Below are 12,132 nucleotides of genomic sequence, written 5' to 3'. Positions count from 1 at the left end.
TCTCTAAGTTATCTTGCAATGAATAAATAATATAAAATCAAACAGATTCCGAATACAAAGGCGAATAAATACAATCCGATATTACCGTTTTGTGCTTTTTTACCTTGTAGAGATAATCCGTCTGCTATCTTTCCTAAACCAAATATAGTTCCAGATAAAGCTACTTCTACTACATCTCTTAAGAATGTTGCTAAGTTGTAAATAGGATTTACAATTGCTTTTTGATAGATTTCATCGATATAGTATTTGTTGTAAAGTACTTTGTGGAAACCAACGATTTGTTCGTCTTCTTGAGGGACTTCACTTTTCTGAATATATTTATTGAATGCTAAACCTAAACCGATTAAGAATCCAATAGTAGCTACTCCCATTAGAGAGTATTCTAACACTCCTAGATCATGTCCATGTGCTGTAACTGTGTTTACAATTACAGGTTTTAAGTACTCGTTTAACCATGAGTAACCATTAGGTAAGCTGATTAATCCACCGAAGATAGATAGTGTAGCTAAGATGATTAATGGAGTAGTCATTGAAGCTGGACTCTCGTGTAAATGGTTCTTTTGTTCTTGAGTTCCTCTGAATCCTTTTTTGAATGTTAAGAAGAATAATCTGAACATATAGAATGCAGTCATAACAGAAGCTAATGAACCAATAGCGTAAAGAACGATATTGTGATTAAAAGCTGTTAATAAGATCTCGTCTTTAGAGAAGAAACCTGACATTAAAGGGAATCCTGAGATTGCTAAAGTAGCGATTAAGAAGGTAGCGTAAGTTATCTTCATAAATGGTTGTAATCCTCCCATTTTACGCATGTCTTGTTCTCCACCCATAGCGTGAATAACAGATCCAGATCCAAGGAATAAACAAGCTTTAAAGAAAGCATGTGTAATCACGTGGAATACTGCAATCTCGTATGCGCCAAAACCAATAGCCATAAACATTAATCCCAATTGAGATACTGTAGAGTAAGCTAATACTTTTTTGATATCGTTTTGTACTAGACCAATAGTTGCAGCGAATAGAGCAGTGAAAGCACCTACGATAGCAATTATATTTTGCACTTGTGGTGCAAGGTCAAATACGAAGTTTAATCTAGTAATTAAGAATATACCAGCTGTTACCATTGTTGCAGCGTGGATTAATGCAGATACAGGAGTTGGTCCTGCCATCGCATCAGGTAACCATGTGTATAATGGTATCTGTGCACTCTTACCAACAGCTCCGATAAATAAAGCTAGTGCAGCATATCCAACCCAAGTATTTACTTGGTGATTAGTACCACTTAAGATAGCTTCTTTAATAGTCATATAATCTAATGACTGGAATAAGAAAGCTAATATAAATACCCCTACTAAGAAACCTAAGTCTCCTATACGGTTCATAATGAATGCTTTCTTAGCTGCATCGTTATAAGATTGGTTCTTATGCCAGAATCCGATAAGTAAGTATGAACATAGTCCAACACCTTCCCATCCGATGAATGTGATAAGTAAGTTGCTACCTGTAACTAGAACTACCATAAAGAAGATAAACAAGTTAAGGTATCCAAAGAACTTAGCATAGTTCTCATCACCTTTCATATAGCTAGTAGAGTACCAGTGTATCAGTGTACCAATACCTGTTACGAATAATAACCATAATAATGAAAGTTGATCAAGTAAGAATCCAAAAGAGATGTCAAACCTTGCAGTTGATATCCAATTGAATAGATTAGCTTGTATTGGTTCATTTGTACTTGTTACTTGTACAAATGCAATGATTGTAATAATGAATGAAATTAAAACTGCAAGGGTAGCTATCATTCCAGCACTATTACCTAGCTTCTTTCCAAAGAAAAGATTAATTAGAGACCCTAATAAAGGAGTCAATAATAAAAGTAAAATTACGTTTGTATCCATGCGGAATTATCCTTTTAAGTTTTTTAATTTATCAATATCAATTGATCCAATATTTCTGTATATCGTTACTAAGATTGCTAGTCCTACAGCTACTTCAGCTGCTGCTACTGCCATAGTAAAGAATACGAATACTTGTCCTTGTGCATCTTGGTGATAAGTTGAGAAAGCAACTAATAACATATTAGCTGAGTTCAACATAATCTCGATACACATAAACATCACAATTGCGTTACGTCTATATAAAATACCAAATACTCCGATGCAGAATAAAATGATCGATAAGTAAATGTATCTGTCAATACCTATTATTTCAATTACGTTCTCCATAGTTATGCTACTTTATCAGTTTTGTCCTTTTTAGAGATTAGTACAGCACCTATCATAGCTAATAATAATAGAACTGCCACCATTTCGAAAGGCATTACGTATTCGTTTAACAATACTTTTCCTAATACTTGTACTGATTGGAAGTCTTCACCGTGATTTGCATATTGCAATTCATAAGTTTGAGCTCCACGCATAGTAATAGAAAGTAATAATAAACCTACTAAACAGAATGCTATAGTAGCAACAACTTTAGTTATGAAAGGTTTAGATACTTCGTGGCTAATATTTAGGTTCATTAACATGATCGTAAATAACATCAAGATCATAATAGCACCTGAGTATACCATGATATGTACCATACCTAAGAACTGAGAGTTCAATAGGATATAGTGACCTGCTATTGAAAAGAAACTTACTACTAACCATAGTGCACTATGGATAGGATTCTTGCTCAATAGGGTAAGGGCTGCACTTCCGAGTGTTATAGTCGAAAGGATATAAAATAATATTTCTACCATAATTAAGCTTGATTCTGTTGTTTAGTATTTTCAATAGCTGCTTCTAACGGCATAACTAATTTATCTTTTCCAAAGATGAAGTTATCACGAGAGATATCTGCTTTAGCAATCTGTTTTGATTTAGTTAAGTAGATAGCTTGTTTTGGACAAGCTTCCTCACATAAACCACAGAAGATACAACGCAACATATTAATCTCGTATATTTCTGCATATTTCTCTTCTCTGTATAAGTGCATTTCATCTGCTGTACGCTCAGCTGCTTTCATCGAAATAGCTTCTGCAGGACATGATAAAGCACATAAACCACAAGCTGTACAGCGCTCTCTACCTTCGTCATCGCGCATTAACATATGTTTACCGCGATATACATCACTAAATGGTCTAGTTTTTTCTGGATAAGAAATAGTTACTTTCTTTTTAAACATGTGTTTTAGAGTAACCATCATTCCTTTGAGGATTGCTACTAAGTAGATCTTCTCAGTCCAAGTTAGCTTCTTATTAGAAACTTCCTTTTTTCTTCCTGATAATGAGTAAGTATTTGTTGACATGTTTAGTTTTTTATAAGTAAGATTACAATAGCTGTAACTACTAAGTTCAACAATGCTAGTGGAATCAATGATTTCCACCCTAGGTTCATCAATTGGTCATAACGGAAACGTGGTAATGTCCAACGTACCCACATATAAACGAATATGAAGAAACAGATCTTAATGAATAAGGCAAAAATACCTATTACGTTAGCGATATTTACTCCCCAGTTTTCTACTGCCCATGACATACCTGGATAGTTATAAGCTCCAAAGTAAAGAACAGAGATAATAGCTGAAGAAATAAATAAGTTAGCATATTCAGCAAATAAGAAGAATCCCATCTTCATAGATGAATATTCTGTGTGGAAACCTCCAATAAGCTCTTGCTCACACTCTGCTAAATCGAATGGTGCACGGTTAGTCTCTGCGAAAGAACAAATTAAGAAGATTAAGAATCCTACTGGTTGGTAGAATACGTTCCAGTTCATTCCTTCTTGTTGTAGAGCTATTTCTCTCATACTTAGGGTTTGAGTCATTAATAGAAGTCCTATTAATGAAAGCCCCATTGCAATTTCGTATGAAATCATTTGAGAAGCTGCACGAATACCACTCATAAGAGAATATTTATTATTAGAAGCCCAAGCTCCAATCATAATACCATAAACTCCTACAGAAAGTACTGCGATTATATAAAGCAAACCTACGTTTAAGTCAGCTGCTTGTAATTCAATATCTCTTCCGAATAGGTGAAATTTATCTCCCCATGGAATAACAGCACTTGTCATAAGTGCTAAAGTCATCGCTAAGAAAGGACCAAATTTGAATAAGAACTTATTCGGCGTATTTGGTTGAGTCTCTTCTTTTGCGAATAGTTTTAAACCATCAGCAAGTGGTTGAAGAAGACCTCCTTTACCTGCACGGTTTGGACCTATACGATCCTGTATCCAGGCAGCGATCTTTCGTTCTGCAAGCGTGGCATACATCGCCATAAGCATTGTAACTGCAAAGACAACTACAATGATAACTGCTTTATCTATAATAATAGTTTTATCCATACTTATGCCGTTTATTCTTTTGATTCGTTATCTGTAAAAGGAATTTCCTTCATACTAATCTTCACTCTGTCCTGTTGACGTCCTTCTAAGATTTGTTTTTCAGTTTTCATAACTACTTTATCTAATTTCTGTGTGTAGTTATTTTGGTTGATAACTGAGAATTTCTCGAATTTACGAGGACCTTCTATAACCCAATCTTTAGTGTCTTTGTGATCAAAACGACAACTGTTACAGATAAATTCTTCTACTTCGTGGAACTCATCTTTACGAGCAGTGACTCTTTGGATTTCCTCTCCGAACATCCAAACTGTAGTTTTACCTGAGCAAGTTGGACAGTCTCTGTGTGCATTGTAAGGTTTGTTAAACCATACACGTGATTTGAAACGGAATGTCTTATCTGTAAGAGCTCCTACAGGACATACGTCAATCATATTTCCAGAGAATTCATTATCTATGGCAGCAGATATGTAAGTCGATATTTGTGCGTGATCACCACGTCCACATACACCATGTACTCGTTTATCTGTTAATTGCTCTGCTGTTTTTACACAACGGTAACAAAGAATACAACGGTTCATATGAAGTTGAATATTCTCTCCAATGTTTTCAGGTGCGAATGTTCTTTTTTCTTCTTTAAAACGTTTTTGTTCTTTACCGTGATTGAAAGCAAGGTTTTGTAAATCACATTCTCCTGCTTGGTCACATACTGGACAGTCAAGAGGGTGGTTGATTAATAAAAACTCAGTAACTGCTTTACGTGCCTCAAGTACTTTTGGTGAAGTGATACTTTTTACTTCCATACCATCCATAACTCCTGTTTTACAAGAAGCCATTAGTTTTGGCATTGGACGTGGATCAGCTTCACTTCCTTTAGATACTTCTACTAAACACGCTCTACATTTACCTCCTGTACCTTCTAATTTAGAATAGTAGCACATCGCTGGAGGTACTGATTCGCCTCCTATCATTCTTGCCGCTTGTAGAATGGATGTTCCTGGTTCTACTTCTATTTCATGTCCGTCTATAGTAACTTTCATAAACTGTGCTTTGTTTAAGCTGAATATTTAGTCAGCGTATATTATTTATTAATCAAGTGTTTTACTGTTGAGAAAGGTTCATTGACATAGTGGTCTCTGTTCTTTATTTTCTCTGGGTATAAAACGTGATATTCAAACTCTTCTCTAAAATGTCTAATAGCTGCAGCTACAGGCCATGCAGCAGCATCTCCTAAAGGACAGATAGTATTTCCTTCGATATTACTTTGGATATTCCATAATAGGTCAATATCCTCCATAGTACCATTACCTGTTTCTATTCGGTGTAAGATTTTTTCTAACCAACCTGTACCTTCACGACATGGAGAACATTGTCCACAACTTTCGTGAGCATAGAATCTAGCGAAGTTCCAAGTATTTCTAACGATACATGCAGTATCATTGTATACGATAAATCCTCCAGATCCTAACATTGATCCTGTCTCAAAACCTCCATCAGATAATGATTCATACGTCATCAGACGATCTTCACCATTAGCTGTTTTGTAGATTAAATGTTCTGGTAAGATTGGTACTGATGATCCACCAGGGATTAATGCTTTGATAGGACGATCATCCATCATTCCTCCACAGTACTCATCTGAGTTAATGAATTCATGAACAGTGATTCCCATCTCTATTTCATACACACCAGGTTTTCTGATATGACCAGAAGCAGAGATTAACTTAGTACCTGCTGATCTACCTAAACCAATTTTAGAGTAAGCTTCACCAGAATTATTAACAATCCAAGGCACGTTAGCGATTGACTCTACGTTGTTCACTACAGTCGGATTACTCCATAATCCACTTACAGCAGGGAAAGGTGGTTTTATACGAGGGTTACCTCTTTTTCCTTCTAGTGATTCGATAAGAGCAGTTTCCTCACCGCAGATATACGCTCCAGCACCACAGTGCACGTGTAAGTCTAGTGAATAATCTGATCCTAAGATATTTTTACCAAGCCATCCAGCAGCATAAGCTTCTTTGATCGCTCTTTCTAAGATTTTAAAAACCCACATATATTCTCCACGAATATAAATGTAAGATAGGTTAGCTCCTAAAGCGTAACTTGATGTAATCATACCCTCGATAAGTAAGTGAGGAATATGTTCCATTAAGTAACGGTCTTTAAAAGTACCTGGTTCAGACTCATCGGCATTGCAAACTAAGTGTCTTGGTTTACCTGATTTCTTGTCGATGAAGCTCCATTTTAATCCAACAGGGAATCCTGCACCACCACGACCTCTCAATCCAGAAGCTTTTACTTCTTCAGTGATTTCATCAGGAGTCATAGATTTGATAGCCTTTTCTACAGAAGCATAACCGCCATTTTGGCGATATACGTCATAAGACTTAATCCCTGGAATATTGATTTTATCTAATAATATTTTTGTTGCCATATTACTATTTGTCGTGAAGAATTACATTACCAGCTTTACAATCTTCGATGATTTTATCTATCTTTTCTCTTGTTAAATGCTCTTTATAGAAATCTCCTAATTGCATCATAGGAGCATATCCACAAGCACCTAGACATTGTACACCTACTACAGAGAACATTCCATCAGGAGTAGTTTCTCCAGGTTGTACACCTAGTTTTTCACAAGCGTATTCCATCATATCATCAGCACCTCTAATACCACAGCATGATGTTAAGCAGAACTCAAACATATACTTACCTACAGGTTTTTGGTTGTACATTGTATAGAATGTTACTACCTCATAAACCTCGATAGGAGTGATGTTTAAAATCTCAGCTACCTTATCCATTAATTCAGCACTTAACCAGTTATCATGAGCATCTTGTACTTCATGTAATACCGGTAGTAGAGCTGACTTTCTTTTATCAGCAGGGTAGTGGCTAATCAACTCATCAATGCGTTGTTGCAACTCTGGCGTGATATTTATGTTTTGTTTGTATTTTTTAACTTCCATAATCTTAAGCGTCTAATTCTCCTGCGATAATATTTAAACTTGACAATGTGATAATTGCATCTGATAACATACCACCTTTAACGATGTCATTATATGCTTGGTAGATGATAAAACAAGGTCTTCTAAAGTGTAAGCGATAAGGAGTTCTACTACCATCAGTGATCAAGTAGAAACCAAGCTCACCATTTCCACCTTCTACTGGATGATAAAGTTCTGTAACAGGTACAGGTACTTCTCCCATGATTATTTTAAAGTGGTAGATAAGCGCTTCCATGTTAGTATAAACATCTTCTTTAGGAGGAAGGTAATAATCAGGAACATCAGCATGATATGGACCTTCTGGCATTTTATCTAATGCTTGTCTAATGATTTTTAAACTTTCCCAGATCTCTGCATTACGTACACAGAATCTGTCATAACAGTCACCACTAGTTCCTACTGGAATTTCGAAGTCGAAATCTTCATAAGAACAATAAGGAGTAGCCACACGTACGTCATAATCTACACCTGCAGCTCTTAAGTTTGGTCCTGTAAAACCGAAGTTGATAGCATCCTCTGCAGATATACCACCTACACCGATTGTTCTATCCATGAAGATTCTATTACGAGTAAGTAGCCCTTCAAATTCTGACCAAATAGCAGGGAATTCTTTTAAGAACTCTTCAATTAGTTGGAATACTTTAGGAGACCACTCTCTTTCGAATCCTCCGATTCTACCCATATTAGTAGTCAAACGAGCACCACTAATTTCTTCGAATATTTCGTATATTTTTTCTCTGTATTGGAATACGTATAAGAACCCTGTAAGAGCTCCTGTATCCACCCCCATAACTGAACTACAGATAATGTGGTCAGCTATACGAGCAAGTTCCATTACGATAACACGTAAGTACTGAACTCTTTTAGGAATTTCAATACCTAATGCTTTTTCTACAGTCAACCACCAAGCAGTATTGTTGATAGGTGAAGAACAGTAATTTAAACGATCTGTTAGTACGTTGATTTGATAGAAAGGTCTATTCTCAGCAATCTTTTCGAATGCTCTATGGATGTAACCTACAGTTCCTTCTCCTTCTACAACTCTTTCTCCATCAAGTAAAATGATGTTTTGAAAGATACCATGCGTAGCAGGGTGAGTAGGACCTAGGTTTAATATTTGTAGTTCTGTCCCGTCTTCTTGAAACTTTTCTTCAATAAGTTTAGCGTAGCGCTTTTCAGGAGGTAATAATAAGTCTGACATAGTTACGATACTTTAAGTTTTAAGAATTATGAACTGTTCTACCAAAGAATCTATCATCTTTGTCTGTTCTTCCTGGATCTTCCATCGGGAATTCTTTTCTCAATGGGAAAGACTCCATTTCATCCATGTTTAAGATTCTCTTTAACTGTGGATGATTTTTAAAGATAATTCCGTAAAAATCATATGTTTCTCTCTCTTGCCAGTTAGCACTTCTGAACAAATCAGTTGCTGACTCTACAACAGGGTTTTTTATATCTAAGAAAGTTTTAAAACGAACTCGAACATTATCAATCCAATTATGCATGTGATAAACCACTGCTAATTGTTTTTCCGAAGGTAAGTCAGCATAATGAACTCCACAAACATCTGTAAGGAAGTTGAAGTTCATCTCAGCATTCTCTTTTAAAAACTTAAGAACATCATGCGTAGCATTAGTAGCAACTTCAAATGACAACATTCCATGTTGTTCATGAAACTCACTAACTGACATTCCGAATGTCTCTATTAGTTTTTTTTGTAATGTAGTATTATCTAATGCCATACTATTTATCTAAGTTGTATGAAGTTAATAAATCATCGTATTCTTTTGTACCTCTACGATTTACTGACTCAGACTTTACAATTTCTTGTAATCTAAGTACTCCATCTAAAATTTGCTCTGGTCTAGGAGGACATCCAGGAACATATACGTCAACTGGGATTACCTTGTCTATTCCTTGTAATACAGAGTATGTATCAAAAACCCCACCAGAACATGCACATGCACCAACAGCGATAACCCATTTTGGCTCAGCCATTTGTTCATATACTTGTCTTAGGATAGGAGCCATCTTTTTAGAAATAGTACCCATAACCATTAGCATATCTGCCTGTCTTGGAGAGAAACTCATACGCTCAGAACCAAAACGAGCTACGTCATACGTAGCTGCCATCGTTGCCATGAATTCAATACCACAACATGAAGTTGCAAAAGGTAATGGCCACATAGAGTTTGCACGTGCTAAACCAACTACTGAACTTAGTTTAGTAGCAAAGAATCCTTCTCCTACATATCCCTCAGGAGCTTCTACTGTGTTATATTTATTATCGCTCATCTCTTTCTAATTTGTTAGTCCCACTCAAGGCCTTTTTTCTTAAATTCATATAGTAACCCTAAAAGAATGATAAATAAAAATATTCCCATTTTTAGTAAACCATCCCATCCTAACTCAAGGAAGTTAACCGCCCAAGGGTAAAGGAAAATTACTTCTACATCAAATAATACGAATAATATAGCTACAAGGAAATATTTTACATTGAATGGAATACGAGCACTTCCTAGTGACTCTAAACCACATTCCCAAGTACTGTCTTTAATCTTAGTAGATTTCTTTGGACCTAGTTTGCCAGATACCCAAATAGTCATTGACACAAATCCAGCGGCTAACGCTATTTGCATCAAAATTGGGATAAAATCAAGTTGACTTGCCTGCATATGTAAAGTATTTATATTAATACAACATACAAATATACATTTGAGTTATCGTTTTACAAAGCTTTGGTACTCTATGTGTTGTACAGATTGGTTTGTTTGCCTTAATATGTATTTAGATTAATTTTAAATAGAAGTAATGCTAATAAAAAAAGCTACCCATAATTAATATGGGTAGCTTTTTAGTAATTGAAAATTTATATTGTAAAAAATTAATTTCCTATCACTTCTACATCAACAGCGATTATACCTTTTTTACCTTTTTCTTCAGTGTAAGAAACGCGGTCTCCTTGGTTAATGCTTTTAGTTTTTAAACCTGTGATGTGAACAAAAATGTCTTGTTTAGTAGCCTCATTTGTGATAAAGCCAAATCCTTTGTCTTCGTTGAAGAACTTAATTACGCCTGTATGCATTGTATTGAAATAAATAAAATTATCCTCAAATATAATGTTTGTTTCGAACTAAGTTTACTTTTTTTTGACTTTTTTTTAAAAATTATAGTTTATTTAATGTTGAGGACTATTTTTATTTTCAAAACATTAAGTAAGTTATAAAAATGTTTGATATCCTTCTGATATTATTAGAAAGTGTTGCAATTGAATAGATATCTATTTTGCTGATTACAGAAGGTTTACGTTTAGGGAGTATTGTTGCTTTTTGTGCTTTATAGTAATAAAAAAGGGCTATTCTATAATAAGAATAGCCCTTAATATGTGTTATGGATTTATTCCTCTTCTAAAGGTTTCATTTTAAAAGTCTCCATAAACGCTGTTGTATAATTACCAGCGATATAGTTTGGATCATCCATTAATTGTCTATGGAATGGAATAGTCGTTTTAATTCCTTCGATTACGAATTCGTCTAACGCTCTTCTCATCTTGTTAATAGCTTCTTCTCTTGTTTGAGCAGTAGTGATTAACTTAGCGATCATAGAGTCATAGTTAGGCGGGATAGCATATCCAGAATATACGTGAGTATCTAGACGTACACCGTGTCCACCAGGAGTATGTAATGTAGTAATTCTACCTGGAGAAGGACGGAAGTCATTAAATGGGTCCTCAGCGTTAATACGACATTCTATAGAGTGCATTTTAGGCAAGTAGTTTTTACCAGAGATTGGTGTACCAGCTGCTACTAAGATTTGTTCTCTAATAAGGTCATAATCGATTACTTGTTCAGTGATAGGGTGTTCTACTTGGATACGAGTATTCATTTCCATAAAGTAGAAGTTTCTGTCCTTATCTACTAAGAATTCGATAGTACCAGCACCTTCATATTTAATGAATTCAGCAGCCTTAACAGCAGCCTCACCCATTTTATGTCTCAATTCATCAGTCATGAATGGAGAAGGTGTTTCTTCAGTAAGTTTCTGGTGACGTCTTTGGATAGAACAGTCACGCTCAGAAAGGTGACATGCTTTACCATAAGAATCTCCTACTACTTGGATCTCGATGTGACGTGGGTCTACGATAAGTTTCTCCATGTACATACCATCGTTACCGAAGGCAGCAGAAGCCTCTTGACGAGCACTTTCCCATGCTCTATCTAATTCTTCTTCTTTGAAGATTTCACGCATACCTTTACCACCACCACCAGCAGTAGCTTTCATCATTACTGGGTAACCGATAGCTTTAGCTGTTTTTTTAGCGTGTTCTAATGATTCTAATAATCCATCAGAACCTGGTACAGTAGGTACTCCAGCTAATTTCATTGTTTCTTTAGCTGTAGCTTTATCTCCCATTTTCTCGATCATCTCTGGTCCAGCACCGATGAATTTAACACCATGCTCTTGACAGATTTTAGAGAATTTAGCGTTTTCTGATAAGAAACCGTAACCTGGGTGTATAGCATCTGCATTAGTAATCTCAGCAGCAGCTATTATATTTGAAATCTTTAAATACGATAAGTTACTTGGAGCAGGTCCAATACAAACAGCTTCATCCGCAAAACGAACGTGTAAACTATCTGCATCCGCAGTAGAGTAAACTGCTACAGTCTTAATGCCCATTTCTTTACATGTTCTGATAACACGTAGGGCAATTTCACCTCTATTAGCGATTAATATTTTTTTAAACATCTCTTGAAACTTTAATTTAACTTTAGTGAGTTTACTTCCATAAG

At 35.6% G+C, this 12,132-nt stretch carries 14 protein-coding genes; all 14 read right to left on the bottom strand.

Features of this window, described 5'->3' with window-relative positions; translation table 11 throughout:
- Positions 1–8: 8 nt before the first annotated feature.
- The 14 genes from nuoL to accC all read right to left on the bottom strand — a co-directional run bounded on the left by nuoL (position 9) and on the right by accC (position 12,088).
- On the bottom strand, positions 9–1,898 hold the full coding sequence (nuoL, locus tag BMX53_RS02965) for an NADH-quinone oxidoreductase subunit L (RefSeq protein ID WP_074744563.1): 1,890 nt from the start codon (positions 1,896–1,898) through the stop codon (positions 9–11).
- 6 nt (positions 1,899–1,904) lie between these two features.
- Positions 1,905–2,225: an NADH-quinone oxidoreductase subunit NuoK gene (gene nuoK / locus BMX53_RS02960; RefSeq protein ID WP_006257701.1), complete on the bottom strand. Its 321-nt coding sequence runs from the start codon at positions 2,223–2,225 to the stop codon at positions 1,905–1,907.
- A gap of 2 nt (positions 2,226–2,227) precedes the next feature.
- Entirely contained in the window at positions 2,228–2,743 is a 516-nt protein-coding gene (locus tag BMX53_RS02955; protein ID WP_038985945.1) for an NADH-quinone oxidoreductase subunit J family protein, read from the bottom strand.
- A gap of 2 nt (positions 2,744–2,745) precedes the next feature.
- Positions 2,746–3,291, bottom strand: coding sequence for a NuoI/complex I 23 kDa subunit family protein (locus BMX53_RS02950; protein WP_074744561.1), 546 nt, complete (start codon positions 3,289–3,291; stop codon positions 2,746–2,748).
- A 2-nt stretch (positions 3,292–3,293) separates the two neighbouring features.
- On the bottom strand, positions 3,294–4,328 hold the full coding sequence (gene nuoH / locus BMX53_RS02945; protein ID WP_038985947.1) for an NADH-quinone oxidoreductase subunit NuoH: 1,035 nt from the start codon (positions 4,326–4,328) through the stop codon (positions 3,294–3,296).
- An 11-nt stretch (positions 4,329–4,339) separates the two neighbouring features.
- Positions 4,340–5,365 (bottom strand): NADH-quinone oxidoreductase subunit G, encoded by a 1,026-nt coding sequence (locus tag BMX53_RS02940; protein WP_038985948.1) that lies wholly within the window; start codon positions 5,363–5,365, stop codon positions 4,340–4,342.
- 41 nt (positions 5,366–5,406) lie between these two features.
- Positions 5,407–6,765: an NADH-quinone oxidoreductase subunit NuoF gene (nuoF, locus tag BMX53_RS02935; RefSeq protein ID WP_074744559.1), complete on the bottom strand. Its 1,359-nt coding sequence runs from the start codon at positions 6,763–6,765 to the stop codon at positions 5,407–5,409.
- 4 nt (positions 6,766–6,769) lie between these two features.
- Positions 6,770–7,300, bottom strand: coding sequence for an NADH-quinone oxidoreductase subunit NuoE family protein (locus tag BMX53_RS02930; protein ID WP_038985950.1), 531 nt, complete (start codon positions 7,298–7,300; stop codon positions 6,770–6,772).
- Positions 7,301–7,304: 4 nt separating this feature from the next.
- Positions 7,305–8,540: an NADH-quinone oxidoreductase subunit D gene (locus tag BMX53_RS02925; protein WP_038985951.1), complete on the bottom strand. Its 1,236-nt coding sequence runs from the start codon at positions 8,538–8,540 to the stop codon at positions 7,305–7,307.
- A gap of 19 nt (positions 8,541–8,559) precedes the next feature.
- Positions 8,560–9,081: an NADH-quinone oxidoreductase subunit C gene (locus BMX53_RS02920; RefSeq protein ID WP_063176985.1), complete on the bottom strand. Its 522-nt coding sequence runs from the start codon at positions 9,079–9,081 to the stop codon at positions 8,560–8,562.
- A gap of 1 nt (position 9,082) precedes the next feature.
- Positions 9,083–9,634 (bottom strand): NADH-quinone oxidoreductase subunit B, encoded by a 552-nt coding sequence (locus tag BMX53_RS02915; RefSeq protein ID WP_038985953.1) that lies wholly within the window; start codon positions 9,632–9,634, stop codon positions 9,083–9,085.
- 14 nt (positions 9,635–9,648) lie between these two features.
- Entirely contained in the window at positions 9,649–10,014 is a 366-nt protein-coding gene (locus tag BMX53_RS02910) for an NADH-quinone oxidoreductase subunit A (RefSeq protein ID WP_038985954.1), read from the bottom strand.
- Positions 10,015–10,223: 209 nt separating this feature from the next.
- The gene (locus BMX53_RS02905; protein WP_038985955.1) at positions 10,224–10,424 is read right to left on the bottom strand and encodes a cold-shock protein; all 201 of its coding nucleotides are present in this window, start codon (positions 10,422–10,424) and stop codon (positions 10,224–10,226) included.
- A gap of 311 nt (positions 10,425–10,735) precedes the next feature.
- Positions 10,736–12,088 (bottom strand): acetyl-CoA carboxylase biotin carboxylase subunit, encoded by a 1,353-nt coding sequence (gene accC, locus BMX53_RS02900; protein WP_038985956.1) that lies wholly within the window; start codon positions 12,086–12,088, stop codon positions 10,736–10,738.
- Positions 12,089–12,132 lie beyond the last annotated feature (44 nt).

This window comes from Myroides marinus, from assembly GCF_900109075.1.
Classification (GTDB): Bacteria; Bacteroidota; Bacteroidia; order Flavobacteriales; family Flavobacteriaceae; genus Flavobacterium; species Flavobacterium marinum_A.
Note: the sequence above shows the minus strand (reverse complement) of the source record. Positions and strands in the feature narration are given on the sequence as shown.